Annotated in this window: 13 protein-coding genes; 11 read left to right on the forward strand and 2 right to left on the reverse strand. The window is 72.2% G+C overall.

Annotated elements, in window-relative coordinates:
- Positions 1 to 348 precede the first annotated feature (348 nt).
- Positions 349 to 2490 (forward strand): SpoIIE family protein phosphatase, encoded by a 2142-nt coding sequence (locus K7396_RS13145; RefSeq protein ID WP_435837634.1) that lies wholly within the window; start codon positions 349 to 351, stop codon positions 2488 to 2490.
- Between the two features lie 200 nt (positions 2491 to 2690).
- Positions 2691 to 4154: a catalase gene (locus K7396_RS13150; RefSeq protein WP_086719498.1), complete on the forward strand. Its 1464-nt coding sequence runs from the start codon at positions 2691 to 2693 to the stop codon at positions 4152 to 4154.
- 68 nt (positions 4155 to 4222) lie between these two features.
- Here K7396_RS13150 and K7396_RS13155 read toward each other — a convergent pair whose 3' ends face one another.
- On the reverse strand, positions 4223 to 6505 hold the full coding sequence (locus tag K7396_RS13155; protein ID WP_086718412.1) for a transglycosylase domain-containing protein: 2283 nt from the start codon (positions 6503 to 6505) through the stop codon (positions 4223 to 4225).
- A gap of 308 nt (positions 6506 to 6813) precedes the next feature.
- On the opposite strand from K7396_RS13155, the gene K7396_RS13160 reads away from it, so the two are divergent.
- The 7 genes from K7396_RS13160 (at position 6814) to K7396_RS13190 (ending at position 13312) form a co-directional block, all read left to right on the forward strand.
- Entirely contained in the window at positions 6814 to 7785 is a 972-nt protein-coding gene (locus tag K7396_RS13160; RefSeq protein ID WP_086718413.1) for an SPFH domain-containing protein, read from the forward strand.
- 55 nt (positions 7786 to 7840) lie between these two features.
- Entirely contained in the window at positions 7841 to 8107 is a 267-nt protein-coding gene (locus K7396_RS13165) for a hypothetical protein (protein WP_086718414.1), read from the forward strand.
- A gap of 132 nt (positions 8108 to 8239) precedes the next feature.
- A complete protein-coding gene (locus K7396_RS13170) occupies positions 8240 to 8764 on the forward strand; it encodes a PadR family transcriptional regulator (protein ID WP_086718415.1) in 525 nt (174 codons plus the stop codon).
- The gene (locus K7396_RS13175; protein ID WP_086718416.1) at positions 8761 to 9450 is read left to right on the forward strand and encodes an ABC transporter ATP-binding protein; all 690 of its coding nucleotides are present in this window, start codon (positions 8761 to 8763) and stop codon (positions 9448 to 9450) included. Before K7396_RS13170 ends, K7396_RS13175 begins: the two co-directional genes overlap by 4 nt.
- 155 nt (positions 9451 to 9605) lie before the next feature.
- Positions 9606 to 11906, forward strand: a complete 2301-nt coding sequence (locus tag K7396_RS13180) for an FtsX-like permease family protein (RefSeq protein WP_086718422.1) — start codon at positions 9606 to 9608, stop codon at positions 11904 to 11906.
- Between the two features lie 57 nt (positions 11907 to 11963).
- A complete protein-coding gene (locus K7396_RS13185) occupies positions 11964 to 12563 on the forward strand; it encodes a dihydrofolate reductase family protein (protein ID WP_086718417.1) in 600 nt (199 codons plus the stop codon).
- Between the two features lie 152 nt (positions 12564 to 12715).
- The gene (locus K7396_RS13190) at positions 12716 to 13312 is read left to right on the forward strand and encodes a Uma2 family endonuclease (RefSeq protein ID WP_086718418.1); all 597 of its coding nucleotides are present in this window, start codon (positions 12716 to 12718) and stop codon (positions 13310 to 13312) included.
- 3 nt (positions 13313 to 13315) lie between these two features.
- Here the strand turns inward: K7396_RS13190 and K7396_RS13195 are convergent, their stop codons facing one another.
- The gene (locus tag K7396_RS13195; RefSeq protein ID WP_086718419.1) at positions 13316 to 14275 is read right to left on the reverse strand and encodes a LysR substrate-binding domain-containing protein; all 960 of its coding nucleotides are present in this window, start codon (positions 14273 to 14275) and stop codon (positions 13316 to 13318) included.
- Between the two features lie 132 nt (positions 14276 to 14407).
- Here K7396_RS13195 and K7396_RS13200 point away from each other — a divergent pair, with 132 nt between their 5' ends.
- Together K7396_RS13200 and K7396_RS13205 are read left to right on the forward strand one after the other, a co-directional pair.
- Positions 14408 to 14962, forward strand: a complete 555-nt coding sequence (locus K7396_RS13200) for a peroxiredoxin (protein WP_086718420.1) — start codon at positions 14408 to 14410, stop codon at positions 14960 to 14962.
- A gap of 32 nt (positions 14963 to 14994) precedes the next feature.
- Positions 14995 to 15528, forward strand: coding sequence for an alkyl hydroperoxide reductase (locus tag K7396_RS13205; RefSeq protein ID WP_086718421.1), 534 nt, complete (start codon positions 14995 to 14997; stop codon positions 15526 to 15528).
- Positions 15529 to 15571 lie beyond the last annotated feature (43 nt).

Raw genomic sequence — 15571 nt, forward strand, 5'->3', positions numbered from 1 at the left:
GGCGCGGTCCCCGACCCGCGCAGCGCCCTGCAGCAGCCCGCGGCGGCGGGGTTCGCCCCGTCGCCCGGCGCCGGGTTCGCGGTGCGCGGCGGTGACGACATAGGTTTCGCCGGTGTCGCCGTGGCCGCCTCGGCCGGTCCGCCGGCGGGCCGCCACGAGGACGAGCCTGCCGTGGACCACGGCGCGGCGCGGCGGGACCCGTCGGCGGACGCGGACGGCGCCGCGGCGGGCCACACCGGCGGGCGCACCAGTGATCACAGCGCCGCTCACAGCAGCGGCCATGCCGCCGCACGGGACATCGCGCTCCCGTACGGGGAGGCGTACGGCGACACGTACGGGGAGGTGGCCATGCCTGCGCAAGGACGGCCGGGCGGAGCGGCGGACGCGGGGCGCGAGACGGCCCGTGCCGGACGGCGTACGGCGCAGGGCGCGGTGAGCCGCGCCGAGGCGCCCGAGCCGGGCGAGGAGCCGCACCAGGGGCAGCGGCCGCGGCACGGCGGCGAGGGCATCGGACGGCCGCGGGAGGGCGGCGGGCGGTCGCGGCCGCACGCCGGCGACCCGGGCGGGACGGTGCCGGGGCAGCCTGCGGCGCCGCACGGCGGCCGGTCCGGCGGCCCGGGTGCCCATGGCGAGACGTCGCGTCCGGCGGCCGGGGAGGTCACCGCGTCCCAGGTGCCCGGACCGGCCGGTGCTCCGCAGGTCCCGCCGCCCGTTCCCCCGGCCCGCTCGGCGCATCCGGGCGAGAGCGGCGAGGTGGCCGCGGCCCGGCAGGCGGGCGGCGACCGGCTGCGGTTCATCGGGGCGGCCACGCGGCGGATCGCCCGCGGTATCGACCTGGACGAGATCGTGCTCGGCCTGTGCCGGGCGACGGTGCCGACGTTCGCCGACGCGATCCTCGTCTACCTGCGCGATCCGCTGCCGGTGGGCGACGAGCGCCCGACCGGCCCGGTGGTGCTGCGGCTGCGGCGCACCGACCGGATCCCGGAGGAGCCGGACACCAACGGCGGCCGGCTGCCGGTGCTGCCCGCGCAGCCCGATCTGGGGCCGGCGATGGGCGGCAGCGCGGCGGAGCTGGCCGAGGTGGAGCCCGGCGGCCCGCTGGCGGAGGTGCTGCGGGGCGTACGGCCGCTGTTCGGCGAGGCGCAGGCGGCGCGGACGGCGCTGCCGGAGCTGTTGGGGCCGGATCCGCGGCTGCCCGGCGGCCACCGGGTGATCCTGGCGCCGCTGCGCGGCCGTCGCCGGGTGATCGGCGCGGCGGTGTTCCTGCGCCGCCCGGACCGCCCGGCGTTCGAGCCGGACGACCTGCTGGTGGCCGCGCAGTTGGCGACGCACACCGCGCTGGGCGTGGACAAGGCGGTGCTCTACGGCCGCGAGGCGTACATCGCCGACGCGCTGCAGCGCACCATGCTGCCGGACTCGCTGCCGCAGCCCACCGGCGTCCGGCTGGCCAGCCGCTACCTGCCGGCCGCCGAGACGGCGCGGGTGGGCGGCGACTGGTACGACGCGATCCCGCTGCCGGGCAGCCGGGTGGCACTGGTGGTCGGCGACGTCATGGGGCACTCGATGACCTCGGCCGCGATCATGGGCCAGCTGCGCACCACCGCGCAGACGCTGGCGGGGCTGGACCTGCCGCCGCAGGAGGTGCTGCACCACCTCGACGAGCAGGCCCAGCGGCTGGGCACGGACCGCATGGCGACCTGCATGTACGCGGTCTACGACCCGGTCGCGCACCGGATCACCATCGCCAACGCCGGGCATCCGCCGCCGGTGATGCTGCACCGCGGCGGGCGCGCCGAGGTGCTGCGGGTGCCGTCGGGCGCGCCGATCGGCGTCGGCGGGGTGGACTTCGAGGCGGTGGAGCTGGACGCCCCGGCGGGCGCCACCCTGGTCCTCTACACCGACGGCCTGGTCGAGTCGCGGATCCGGGACGTGTGGACCGGCATCGAGCAGCTGCGGGAGCGGCTGGCGGAGACGGCCCGGCTGACGGGGCCCAACCCGCCGCCGCTGGAGCCGATGTGCGACGAGGTCCTGGACATGCTGGGCCCCGGCGACCGCGATGACGACATCGCGCTGCTGGCGGCCCGGTTCGACGGGATCGCCCCGAGCGATGTCGCCTACTGGTACCTGGACCCGAAGGCGCAGACCGCCGGGCAGGCCCGCCGGCTGGCCCGGCGGGCGCTGGCGCGCTGGGGTCTGGAGGAGCTGACCGACCAGCTGGAGCTGCTGGTCAGCGAGGTGGTGACGAACGCGGTGCGGTACGCGGAGCGGCCGATCACGCTGCGGTTGCTGCGAACGGACGTACTGCGCTGCGAGGTGGGCGACGACGTCCCGCAGCTGCCGCGGCTGCGCCAGGCCCGGCCGTCGGACGAGGGCGGGCGCGGCCTGTACCTGGTCAACCGGATGGCCCGGCGCTGGGGCGCGACCCGTCTGAGCATGGGAAAGGTCGTCTGGTTCGAGCTGTCGATGCCGCCGGGGGCGGTGCGCCGCTGACGCCGCGCGGCCCGGAGCGCCGCACATCCCACATGTTGGACCCCGTCTGAGATCGGACGGGGTCCAACTCTTGCCGACGTGCCGTCGGGGTAGTTGACTGCTTGGGTGGACGTAAGGGACTGAACCCCCAAATTGGGGCTGCCCCGCTACGGGACCGGCCGACCCCTACTTCCCGTCGTCGAAACAGGAGGCACTCCTCCATGACCAGCACCGCGCACAACGTCCCGCGCACGACGAACAACGCCGGCGTCCCGGTGGAGAGCGACGAGCACTCGCTGACCGTGAGCCCGGACGGCCCCATCCTGCTCCAGGACCACTACCTCATCGAGAAGATGGCCCAGTTCAACCGCGAACGGGTCCCCGAGCGGGTGGTGCACGCCAAGGGCGCGGGCGCCTACGGCTTCTTCCAAGTCACCAATGACGTGAGCCAGTTCACCAAGGCGGATCTCTTCCAGCCGGGGAAGACCACCGAGATGCTCGCGCGCTTCTCGACCGTCGCGGGCGAGCAGGGCTCCCCCGACACCTGGCGCGACCCCCGTGGCTTCGCCCTGAAGTTCTACACCGAGGACGGCAACTACGACCTGGTGGGGAACAACACCCCGGTCTTCTTCGTCCGTGACACGATCAAGTTCCAGGACTTCATCCGCTCCCAGAAGCGCCGCCCGGACAACGGGATGCGCGACAACGACATGCAGTGGGACTTCTGGACGCTGTCGCCGGAGTCCGCCCACCAGGTCACCTGGCTGATGGGCGACCGCGGCATTCCCAAGACCTACCGCCACATGAACGGCTACGGCTCGCACACGTACATGTGGGTCAACGCCGGCGGCGAGAGGTTCTGGATCAAGTACCACTTCAAGACCGACCAGGGCATCGACTTCCTCACCCAGGAGGACGCGGACCGGATCGCCGGCGAGGACGGCGACTACCACCGCCGCGATCTGTTCGAGGCCATCGACGGCGGCAACGCCCCGTCGTGGACGCTGTATGTGCAGGTCATGCCGTTCGACGACGCCCCGGACTACCGGTTCAACCCGTTCGACCTGACGAAGGTGTGGCCGCACGGCGACTACCCGCTGATCGAGGTCGGGCGGATGACGCTCAACAAGAACCCGGAGGACTACTTCATCCACATCGAGCAGGCGGCGTTCGAACCGTCCAACATGGTGCCGGGCGTCGGTCCGTCACCGGACAAGATGCTGCTGGGCCGGCTGTTCTCGTACGCGGACACCCACCGCTACCGCATCGGCCCGAACTACGCGCAGCTGCCGCCCAACCGGCCGCACGCCCCCGTCCACTCGTACGCGAAGGACGGCCCGATGCGGTACGAGCCCTCCCGCGCGGCCCGGCCCTACGCGCCGAACAGCTACGGCGGCCCGGCTGCGGACACCCTGCGCTACGGGGAGCCCGCGGGCTGGGAGACCGGCGGGCAGATGGTCCGCGAGGCGTACACGCTGCGCCGGGACGACGACGACTTCGGCCAGCCGGGCACGATGGTCCGCCAGGTCCTCGACGACGCGGCCCGCGACCGGCTCGTCGGCAATGTGTCCGGCCATCTGCTGAACGGCGTCAGCCGTCCGGTGCTGGACCGGGCGCTGCAGTACTGGCGCAACATCGACAAGAACGTGGGCGACCGGATCGCCCACAAGGTGAACGGCGGCTGAGCGGCACCGCTCCGTACCGCACCGCGGCCCCCGCCTCGTGCGAGGCGGGGGCCGCGGTGCGGGGTGCGTCAGTCGAAGCCGGGCAGGCTGTCGGTGCGGTTCCCGCCGTCGCCGGTGCCGCCGTCGCCGCCGGCCGGGCCGCCGTTGCCGCCGCCGGCACCGCCGTCCGCGCCGCCGTTCGGCGGGCCGGAGCTGGAGTCGGACGGGCCGGGCGGGCTGGGCCGGCCGCTCTGGGACTGCGAGGGGCTGCCGCTCGGCTTCGACGGGGTCGGCGACGGCGAACCGCTCGGCGTCTTCGACGGGGTCGGGCTGGGCGACGTCGACTCGCTCGGCGTCGGGGTGATGGTCGGCGGGACCCCGGCACCCATGTCGGTCTCCAGGTCGAAGTCCGCGCCGGTGTTGCCGTTCAGCGCCGCCTCGGTGTAGTCCGCCCACACCCGGGCCGGGTAGCCGCCGCCGTTGACGCGGCCGTCGCCGCCGGCGTTCTTGAGGGTGACCTGCCGGCCGCCCTGGGGGGACTCGCCGAACATGCCGACGGCGGTGACCAGCTTGGGCGTGTAGCCCACGAACCACGCCGACTTGTCGTCGTCGGAGGTGCCGGTCTTGCCCGCCGCCTTGTAGGCGGTGTTCTTCACGGCCTGCGAGGCGGTGCCGTCGTTGACCACGCCCGTCAGGACGGAGGTGACGGTGTCGGCGGTCCTGCGGCTGAGCACCTGGTCGCCGATCGGGTCCTTCAGCGGGACCTTGGTCTCGGCGCCGTTGACGCTGTGCGTGGCCTGGGTGACCAGCGTCGGGGTGACCTTCTTGCCGTGGTTGTCGAGGGTGGCGTAGGCCCCGGCCATCTGGAGCGGGCTGGCGCCCATGGTGCCCAGGGTCATGGCGGGCTTGACGTCCATCGTGTCCGCCATGCCGAGGCTGACCGCCGTCTGCTTGACCTTGTCCAGGCCGACGTCCGCGCCCATCTGCGCGAAGACCGCGTTGACGGAGTTGTTGGTCGCCGTCTGGACGCTGATCTTCCCGTACTCCTGCTCGTCCTCGTTGGGCGGCGCGAAGGGGATGGTGCCGCCGACGACCGGACGGCGGTTACGGCCGTCGTAGACCGTGTTCGGGGTGATCGGGACGCTGTCCTGGGTGACCGCGTTGTTCTCCATCGCGGAGGCCAGGATCAGCGGCTTGAAGGTGGAGGCGGCCTGGTAGTCGGTGCGCGTGGCGTTGTTCCGGTAGTGCTTGGGCGGGCCCTCGCCGCCGTACATCGCCACGATGTGCCCGGTCCTGGGGTCCACCGAGGTGGCGCCGAGCTGGGCGTCCGCGTCGACCTTGCGCTTCTTGGGGTCGAGGTCGGCCAGCAGCTTGCGCTTGACGGCCCGCTCCAGCGCCTTCTGCTTGTTCTTGTCGATGCCGAGGGTGACCGTCCAGCCGCCGGCCGCGAACTGCTTCTCGTCGACGCCCTGGGCGAAGAGCTCCTGCTTGGCCTGCTCGACCAGGTAGTTGGTCTGGCTGCTGACACCGCTCAGCGGCTTGGGGTCCTTCGGCCTCTGGAAGGTCTGCTTGCGGCGCTCCTCCGGAGAGAGCCACTTCATCTCGACCATGTTGTCGAGGGTGTAGGCCCAGCGCTGCTTGACCCGCTCCTTGCCGGCGTCGGTCGCCAGGGTCCAGTCGTACTGGTTCGGCGCCTGGAGCAGCGAGGCCAGGTAGGCGCCCTGCGAGACGGTGAGCTTCTCGACGTCCACGCCGTAGTAGGCCTGGGCGGCGGCCTGGATGCCGTAGGCGCCGCGGCCGTAGTAGCTGGTGTTGATGTACCCGGCGAGGATGTTGTCCTTGCTGTACTTGTTGTCCACCTTGAGCGAGATGACGATCTCCTGGAGCTTGCGGGAAACCGTCTGCTCCTGGCTCAGGTAGTAGTTCTTGACGTACTGCTGGGTGATCGTCGAACCACCCTGCTTGCCCTGGCCCCGCAGGGTGTTCAGGATGCCGCGCAGGGTGCCCTTGAGGTCGACGCCGGAGTCGTCGTAGAAGGTCTTGTTCTCCGCGGCGACGAAGGTGCGCTGCACGTCCTTGGGTATCCGGCTGAGCGGGACGTTCTCCCGGTTGCGCAGACCGGTGCGCGCCATGACCTTGCCGTCGGCGTACTTGTAGACGTTGCTCTGCAGCTTGGCGTCGTTGTTCCCCTTGGGGATGTCGACGTACAGATACAGGCCGATGAAGCCGAGGATGCCCAGCAGGCACACCCCGAGGAAGGCCCCGAGGAGCTTCTTCCAGGTGAAGAAACGGCGTATGCCGGACTTCCCGTCCTTCTGTTTGGCCCGGCGGGCACTCCCCTGCCGCGCCCGTCTCGCGTCCGCTCGGCCCATCGCTTCAGCAACTCCAGTCGTTCCGCCCCCAGCTAACTCAGCTGTTGAAGCTAACACCGCATCTGTCAACAAATACTCATCGATCAAGGCTTTTCCCGACGTGACAAACAGCACCCGGCCGTGCGGAACCAAGGGGTGGGTGTTCTGCGTCGCCGCGCCCCCACCTGGGATCTTTCCGCCGGCGGAGCCTCGTACGGGCACTGGACAGCCCGCTGCGCCAGGGCTTAAAGTGATATCACCTTGCTAGGCCAGTGACATCATCCACTGCGGCAGACATCACGTGCCGTACAGGGAGAAACGGGGATTCCATGTCCGATCAGACTCCGGCCGACCGCTCCGCGGGGCCCGGCGAGGACCTCGCCGTCGACGCCCCCCAGATGCCCCGCCCGCAGGTCCGCGAGACCCCGGCGCACAGCATTGCGGGCGGCCTCGCCCTGCTGCTGACCGTGCTCGGCGTGGCGCTGGGCATCGCCCTGATCATCGGCGGCGGGGTGCTCGGCGACGGCGGCGACAAGGCGGCCGGCGTGCCGATGATCATCGGCGGCGTCGCGCTGCTGATCGGCTCGTTCTTCTGCATGACCGGCGTGAAGATGGTCGCGCCCGGCGAGGCCCGGGTCATCCAGCTCTTCGGACGCTACGTCGGCACCATCCGCACCGACGGACTGCGCTGGGTGAACCCGCTGACCACCGCCCGGAAGATCTCCACCCGGGTGCGCAACCACGAGACCGCGGTCCTCAAGGTCAACGACGCCTACGGCAACCCGATCGAGCTGGCCTCGATCGTGGTCTGGCAGGTCGAGGACACCGCTCAGGCGCTCTTCGAGGTCGACGACTTCCTGGAGTTCGTCGCCACCCAGACCGAGGCCGCCGTCCGGCACATCGCCATCGAGTACCCCTATGACGCGCACGACGAGGACGCCCTGTCGCTGCGCGGCAACGCCGAGGAGATCACCGAGAAGCTCGCCCTGGAGCTGACCGCGCGGGTCCAGGCCGCCGGCGTCCGGATCATCGAGTCCCGCTTCAGCCACCTCGCCTACGCTCCCGAGATCGCCTCCGCGATGCTGCAGCGGCAGCAGGCCGGCGCGGTCGTCGCGGCCCGCCAGCAGATCGTCGAGGGCGCGGTCGGCATGGTCGAGCAGGCGCTGGACCGGATCAGCGAGCAGGGCATCGTCGAGCTGGACGAGGAACGGAAGGCGGCCATGGTGAGCAATCTGATGGTGGTGCTGTGCGGCGACCGGGCCGCCCAGCCGGTCCTGAACACGGGCTCCCTCTACCAGTGAGCGGGCACACCGTGACGAGGCGCGCGCCCGGGTCCGGGCGCAGCGGGGCCCCGGCATGAGCGCCGGCACCCCGGAGGGGCCCGACGCCGAGAGCGGGCGGGCCCCCGCGCGACGGCCGCAGCGGCGCAAGCAGGTGCTGCTGCGGCTGGACCCGTTGATCCATGACGCGCTGGCACGCTGGGCCGACGACGAACTGCGCAGCGCCAACGCGCAGATCGAGTTCCTGCTCCGCAAGGCCCTGTCCGACGCGGGCCGGCTGCCCCGCGGTGCGGGGGCGATCCCACGGCGGGGGCGGCCGCCGAAGGAACCGGGGAACGAGTAGGCGGCGCGGTCCCGGCCGGCCGGGTGCCGCCTCCGTGCCGGTGACCGCGGCGGCCGGGCCCGTGCCGTACGCGGCCCCCGCTATACCGGGCGCGTATACACCACCGGTACACCCCCGAGTAGAGTGACCGGCATGTCAATCGGTCATACGCTGCTGGGTCTTCTGGAGTCCGGCCCCCGCCATGGCTACGACCTCAAGCGGGCCTTCGACCAGCACTTCGGGCAGGACCGTCCGCTGCACTACGGGCAGGTCTACTCCACGATGTCCCGGCTGCTGAAGAACGGCCTGGTCGAGGTGGACGCCGTGGAGCCCGGCGCCGGTCCCGAGCGCAAGCGGTACGCGATCACGGACGCCGGGATCACCGATGTCGCCCAGTGGCTGGCCCGCCCGGAGAAGCCCGAGCCGTACCTCCAGTCGACGCTCTACACCAAGATCGTCCTGGCCCTGCTGACCGACCGCGACGCCGCCGAACTGCTGGACAGCCAGCGCACCGAGCACCTGCGGCTGATGCGCGGACTGACCGAGCGCAAGCGCACCGGCGACCTCGCCGACCAGCTGATCTGCGACCACGCGCTCTTCCACCTCGAAGCCGATCTGCGGTGGCTGGAGCTGACCGCCGCGCGGCTCGGCAAGCTGGCCGAAGCGGTCCGCCCGTGACGCCGGAGGGCTCCCTGCTCGCGGCGGAAGGGCTGTGCAAGACCTACGGTCGGACCACGGCGCTCGACGACGTCGAGTTCTCCGTCCACCCCGGTGAGGTCGTCGCCGTCATGGGCCCCTCCGGCTCCGGCAAATCCACCCTGCTGCACTGCCTCGCCGGGATCATCCCCCCGGACTCCGGCACCGTCCGCTACGGCCCGCACTCCCTGACCGGGCTGAGCGACGCCCGGCGCAGCGCCCTGCGCCGCACCGACTTCGGCTTCGTCTTCCAATTCGGCCGGCTGGTGCCGGAGTTGACCGCGCTGGAGAACGTCGCGCTGCCGCTGCGGCTGAACGGCACCAAGCGCAAGGAAGCCGAACGCCGGGCCCACGAGTGGCTGGAGCGGCTGGAGGCCGACACGGTGCGCGGCCGGCGGCCCGGGGAGATATCCGGCGGCCAGGGCCAGCGGATCGCCGTCGCCCGCGCCCTCGTCACCCGGCCGCGGGTCGTCTTCGCCGACGAGCCCACCGGCGCCCTGGACTCGCTCAACGGCGAACGCGTCCTGACCCTGCTGACCGACGCCGCCCGGGACACCAACGCCGCGGTCGTCCTGGTAACCCACGAGGCCCGGGTCGCGGCCTACTCGGACCGCGAGGTCGTGGTCCGCGACGGCAGGGTGAAGGACATGCAGGCGGGCCTGCTGTGAGCCGCCCGCGCCCGCACACCGGCACCCACCCCGCCGGCGGCGACCGCCCGACGGCCCCGGCCGCCTCGCGGGGGCCGGCCACGTCCCCTGGCCCGTCCGCCGCCCCTGGTCCGTCCGCGCCCACCGGCCCCCGGGCCTGGGCCCGGGACCTCGTGATGGGGATGCGGTTCGCGGCCGGCGGCGGCCGCGAGGGCTGGATCCGTACCGCGCTGACCGCCACCGGCGTCGCCCTGGGCGTGGCCGTCCTGCTGCTCTGCTCCTCCGTGCCGCCCCTGCTGGACGCCCGGCACGGCCGGGAGGAGGCCCGCGAGAGCCCGGGCCGGCTCCACCCGCCGCCGCCCTCCGACCGCACCCTGCTGCAAGCCTCCGTCGACACCACCTTCCGCGGTACGCCGATCCGCGGCCGCCTGGTGCGCCCGGACGGCGCGCATCCGCCCGTGCCGCCCGGTATCCGCCAACTCCCCGGGCCCGGAAGGATGCTGGTCTCCCCGGCGCTCAAGGAACTGCTGGACTCCCCCCGCGGCGCGCTGCTGCGCGACCGGCTGGACTACCCGGTCGCCGGCGTGATCGGCGACGCCGGTCTGCTCGGCCCGCGGGAACTCGCCTACGTCGCCCGGACCAACACGCTCTCCGCGGCCGACGGCGACCGCGTCGACCACTTCGGCACCGGCTGGCACCCGCCGCCGGCACGGGCGCCCGTCGCGCTCCTCGTGGTCATGACGTGCGTGACCCTGATGACGCCCGTACTGGTCTTCATCGGCACCTCCGTGCGGTTCGGCAACGAGCGCCGCGAACGCCGGCTGTCCGCGCTCCGGCTGGTCGGCGCCGATGTCCGCACCACCCGCCGGATCGCCTCCGGCGAGGCGCTGTTCGGTGCGCTGCTGGGGCTGGCGGGGGGCGGTGCGCTGTTCCTGGCCGGCCGGCAGTGCGCCGCGGCCATCACGCTGTGGGACGTCAACGTCTTCCCCTCGGACGTGGCCCCGTCGCCCCTCGCCGCCGCGCTGATCGCCGTGCTCGTCCCGACGGCGGCCGTGGTGGTGACGCTCGTCGCCCAGCGCGGCGTCACCGTCGAGCCGCTGGGCATCGTCCGCGACCGGCCCGCGCTCCGCCGCCGGCTGTGGTGGCGGGTCGCGCTGCCCGCCGTGGGCGTCCTGCTGCTGGTGCCACTGGCCCGGGAACGGCCGTGGCACGACACCCCGTTGCACACCGCCGCCCTCGCGGCCGGCGCGATGTCGCTGCTGCTCGGCGTCACCGCCCTGCTGCCCTGGCTGGTGGACGCGGTCGTCGGCCGGCTGCACGGCGGCCCGGTCCCCTGGCAGCTCGCCGTCCGCCGCCTGCAGTGGAACAGCGGCCCGGCCACCCGCGCGGTCGGCGCCATCACCGTCGCGGTGGCCGGCGCGATCGCGATCCATATGCTCATGACCGGTATGCAGGCCGGATACGCCCAGGCGTACGCGAAGTCCGGGAAGGTCCCGCGGATCGGCCTGTGGGGCAACGCCGACAGCTGGCCGCGGACCCAGCGGGCGCTCGATGCGCTGCGCGCCACCCCCGGGGTGACGGCGGTCCGCGGCACGATCGACGCGAACGTCGGCCGGCTGGCGGACGCCGGGCGCCCCGCGTCCGCCGCGAGGCCCTCGACGCTCGCCGTCGGCAGCTGCGCCGCGCTGCGCACGGTGGCCCGGCTGGACTCCTGCCGGGACGGCGAGGTCTTCCTCACCGATGCCGCCGGCCGCGACCGCGCCCTCGCTCCCGGGACGAGGATCGACCTCAACCCCGCGCTCACCGCGCACGATCCGCAGGACCCGCGCCCCTGGACAATCCCCGCCGCGGCCCGCGGCGCCCGGCTCCTCGACCACGGCCGCAGCCCCGACCGGATCCCGTACGACCTGCTGGCCACCCCCTCCGCGCTCGACGTCGGACGGCTCGACCGGCCCACCATGGAGTTCAAGGTCGACTTCGACCGCGGCACCCCGGACGCCGTGGAGCACATCCGCAACACCGCGGCCCGCATCAGCCCGGCGATGGCCGAGTACTCCGCCGTCGACAACCCGCACGACGCGCAGTACACCAGCGTCCGCCAGGGCCTGTTCGCCGGCGCCGCCCTCACCCTGCTGCTGATCGGCTCGGGCCTGATCATCTCCACCGTCGAGCAGCTCCACGAACGCCGCAGGCTGCTGTCCACCCTCGACGCGTACGGCACCCGCCGCGCCACCCTGGGCTGGTCGGTGCTGTGGCAGACCGCCCTGCCGGTGGCGCTCGGCCTGGGCCTGGCGCTGGCCTGCGGGCTGGCGCTGGGCGCGCTGCTGCTGACGATGATCGACAGCGCGGTGACGGTCGACTGGCCGGTGGTGGCCGGGACGGCCGGCGTCGGCGGCGGCGTGATCCTCCTCGTGACGCTGCTGAGCCTGCCGCCGCTGTGGCGGATGATGCGCCCGGACGGGCTGCGCACGGAGTGAATCTGCGAGATCATTCCGCCACCGCAGTGCCCATCAACTGCCCCAGGGGGACCCTTCATGCGCCGGCTCGTCTACTGCATCGCCTCCAGCCTCGACGGCTTCCTCGCCGGCCCCGACGGTGCGGACCCCACCGGCCCGGACGGCTTCTGGCCGATCGCCGACGACTACCTCAAGCATCTGGCCGCCGAACTCCCGGAGATCCTCCCCGCCCCCGCCAGGGCGGCGCTCGGCATCACCGACGAGGGCACCCGCTTCGACACCGTCCTGGAGGGCCGGCGCACGTATGAGATCGGCCTGCGGGCCGGCCTCACCGACGCCTACCCCCACCTGCGGCACCTGGTCTTCTCCCGGACCATGACGGAGAGCCCCGACCCGGCGGTGGAGCTGGTGGCCACCGACCCGGTGGCGAAGGCGCGGGAGCTGAAGGACGCGGACGGCAAGGACATCTGGCTGCTGGGCGGCAGCGAACTGGCCGGCGCGCTCTACCCGGAGATCGACCAGCTGATCGTCAAGCTCAGCCCGCTCACCCTCGGCAGCGGCATCCCGCTCTTCGCCCGCACCACCGCCTTCGACCCCCGCACCTGGGAACTGACCGAACACACGGTCCTCCAGAGCGGCGCGGCGTTCCTGACGTATACGCGGGAAACCACGGCCTGAACTCGGCGGCCTCCTCACGACCCCACGGAGCGGTCATCCGGCGCCCGCTCCGCGGGGAGGCGCCACGAACGGGTGAACGCGTTCGGACGAGACGGACACCTACGCCTCTGCCTACGATGATGGTCTCGATACACGCCATCTGGAGGCACGTCATGTCTGCCGCAGCAGTCGAGCACCCTCATGACGGCAAGTCCGCGCTGCTGCGGGAAGCAGAGCGGCTCGCCGAGAAGCTTCCCGGCTACCGCATCGAGATCATCGGGGGAGAGCTCACCGTGACGCCGCCGGCCGACGGCCCACACGCCGATTCGCTGACCGACCTCACCTTTGCGTTCGCTCCGGCTCATGGCGCGGAGACCCGAGTGGCGCAGGCCATGGGCGTATGGCTGCCCGACGGCCCCGAGGACTACGCCGTTCCCGACCTCGCCGTCGTCGACGCCGACTACCGTGACCACCTCCTCTCGGACAACTGCTACGACCCGGCCGTCTTCCGCATGGTGCTGGAAGTGACGTCTTCCAACTACGCCACCGACCTCAAGAAGAAGGTCGCCGCCTACGCGATCGCCAAGATCCCGGTCTACGTGGTCATCGACCGCAAGAAGGACCGCGTCCACGTCCTGACCGACCCGTTCGCCAACGAGTACCGCTGCCACCGCGTCCACGCTCCCGGCCAGCAGCTCACGCTCCCGGAGTCCCTCGGCGCCGAGATCACCCTCGACGTCGCGGCGATCCTCGACGTCGCCCGCCCCTGACCCTCACCCCTCCGCTATCCGCACCGGCAGCCCCCGCAGGGCCCCGCGCAGCGCTGCCGCGAACTCCTCGAACTCGCCCTGGCGGGCGGCGCCCGACCGCATGGCGAGGGCGATAGTCCGCGAGGGTGCCGGGTCGGCGAAGTAGCCGGTGGTGAGCTGGTCGTTGCGGCCGGTCTCGACGCGCAGCGCGGTGCGGGGCAGCAAGGTCACCCCGAGGCCGCCGGCGACCAGTTGGACCAGGGTGGACAGGCCCGCCGCGCTGGTGGTGACGGGGGTGTTCTCGTCCCGGCCGGCCTCCCGGCAGATGTCCAGGGCCTGGTCGCGCAGGCAGTGGCCCTCGTCGAGCAGCAGCAGGTCCAACTCCTGGAGGGCCTGGCGGGGGATGTCGCCGCGGCCGCCGAGCCAGTGCTCCTTGGGGGCGACCAGGACGAAGTCCTCCTCGAAGAGCGGGAGTTCGGTGACCTGGGGGACGCCGAGGGGCACGGCGAGCAGCAGCAGGTCGAGGCGCCCGTGGGCCAGCCCCTCCAGGAGGGAGGCGGTCTGCTCCTCGTGCACCTGGAGGTCCAGGTCGGGGTAGGTCTCGTGGACCAGCCGCAGGACGGCCGGCAGCAGATACGGGGCGACGGTCGGGATGACGCCGAGCCGCAGCACGCCCGTGAACGGCGCGCGGGCCGCCTCCGCCTCCTCCATCAGATCGCCGACGGCCTCCAGGACCGTCCGGGCGCGCGCGGCCACCCGCTCCCCCGCGGGCGACAGCAGCACCTTGCGCGTCGTACGCTCCAGCAGCTGCACTCCGAGCGTCTCCTCCAGCGCGGAGACCGCCCCGGACAGCGCGGGCTGGCTCATCCCGATCTCGGCCGCCGCCTCGCGGAAATGCAGATGCTCGGCCACCGCCGCGAACGCCCGCAGCTGGGCCAGGCTGGGCTGGCGGGGCCGGCCGCCCTGACTTGCCGGTGAAGCCACTGATAACCACCTCCGATCAACATCAACCAGTCTAGCTATTTCACTGATCAATGCCTCCTGTGGCACTGTGAGACCCGTCCAAGCCTCAAGGAAAGACCCCAAAAGGGAATTTCTGCACAACAAGGAGAGTACGTGCTCACTGTCGGTGACAAGTTCCCCGAGTTCGACCTGACCGCCTGCGTCTCGCTGGAGAAGGGCGCGGAGTTCGAGCAGATCAACCACAAGACCTACGAGGGCAAGTGGAAGATCGTCTTCGCGTGGCCCAAGGACTTCACCTTCGTGTGCCCGACCGAGATCGCCGCGTTCGGCAAGCTGAACGACGAGTTCGCCGACCGTGACGCCCAGATCCTCGGCTTCTCCGGCGACTCCGAGTTCGTGCACCACGCCTGGCGCAAGGACCACCCGGACCTGACCGACCTGCCCTTCCCGATGCTCGCCGACTCGAAGCACGAGCTCATGCGCGACCTGGGCATCGAGGGCGAGGACGGCTTCGCGCAGCGCGCCGTCTTCATCGTCGACCAGAACAACGAGATCCAGTTCACCATGGTGACCGCCGGCTCCGTCGGCCGTAACCCCAAGGAGGTCCTGCGGGTCCTCGACGCCCTGCAGACCGACGAGCTGTGCCCCTGCAACTGGTCCAAGGGCGACGACACCCTCGACCCGGTCGCGCTGCTCTCGGGCGAGTGACACTCCGCTAGCGAACTGGAGGCTGATCTGACATGGCTCTCGACGAACTGAAGTCCGCGGTCCCGGACTACGCCAAGGACCTCAAGCTGAACCTCGGCTCGGTCATCGGCAACAGCGACCTGCCGCAGCAGCAGCTCTGGGGCACCGTGCTGGCCTGCGCGATCGCCTCGCGCTCGCCGAAGGTGCTGCGCGAGCTGGAGCCGGAGGCGAAGGCCAACCTCTCCGCCGAGGCGTACGCCGCCGCCAAGTCGGCCGCCGCCATCATGGCGATGAACAACGTCTTCTACCGGACCCGGCACCTGCTGTCGGACCCGGAGTACGGCAACCTGCGCGCCGGTCTGCGGATGAACGTCATCGGCAACCCGGGCGTGGACAAGGTCGACTTCGAGCTGTGGTCGCTGGCCGTCTCGGCCATCAACGGCTGCGGTATGTGCCTGGACTCGCACGAGCAGGTGCTCCGCAAGGCCGGTGTGGACCGCGAGACGATCCAGGAGGCCGTCAAGATCGCGTCCGTCCTGCAGGCCGTCGGCGCCACCCTGGACGCCGAGGCCGCGCTCGCCGAGTAATCGGACCGCGCGCGAGACCCGCAGGCAAGAACCCCGCAGACCT

The organism is Streptomyces angustmyceticus (assembly GCF_019933235.1).
In the GTDB taxonomy this organism is placed as follows: Bacteria; Actinomycetota; Actinomycetes; order Streptomycetales; family Streptomycetaceae; genus Streptomyces; species Streptomyces angustmyceticus.

Bases quoted from the DNA above. Each gene is read 5' to 3' on its own strand.
- K7396_RS13180 (WP_086718422.1), top strand. From the start codon at position 9,606: ATGGGGATGCGGTTCGCGGCCGGCGGCGGCCGCGAGGGCTGGATCCGT.
- K7396_RS13150 (WP_086719498.1), top strand. From the start codon at position 2,691: ATGACCAGCACCGCGCACAACGTCCCGCGCACGACGAACAACGCCGGC.
- K7396_RS13160 (WP_086718413.1), top strand. From the start codon at position 6,814: ATGTCCGATCAGACTCCGGCCGACCGCTCCGCGGGGCCCGGCGAGGAC.
- K7396_RS13165 (WP_086718414.1), top strand. From the start codon at position 7,841: ATGAGCGCCGGCACCCCGGAGGGGCCCGACGCCGAGAGCGGGCGGGCC.
- K7396_RS13155 (WP_086718412.1), bottom strand. From the start codon at position 6,505: ATGGGCCGAGCGGACGCGAGACGGGCGCGGCAGGGGAGTGCCCGCCGG.
- K7396_RS13205 (WP_086718421.1), top strand. From the start codon at position 14,995: ATGGCTCTCGACGAACTGAAGTCCGCGGTCCCGGACTACGCCAAGGAC.
- K7396_RS13185 (WP_086718417.1), top strand. From the start codon at position 11,964: ATGCGCCGGCTCGTCTACTGCATCGCCTCCAGCCTCGACGGCTTCCTC.
- K7396_RS13145 (WP_435837634.1), top strand. From the start codon at position 349: ATGCCTGCGCAAGGACGGCCGGGCGGAGCGGCGGACGCGGGGCGCGAG.
- K7396_RS13190 (WP_086718418.1), top strand. From the start codon at position 12,716: ATGTCTGCCGCAGCAGTCGAGCACCCTCATGACGGCAAGTCCGCGCTG.
- K7396_RS13170 (WP_086718415.1), top strand. From the start codon at position 8,240: ATGTCAATCGGTCATACGCTGCTGGGTCTTCTGGAGTCCGGCCCCCGC.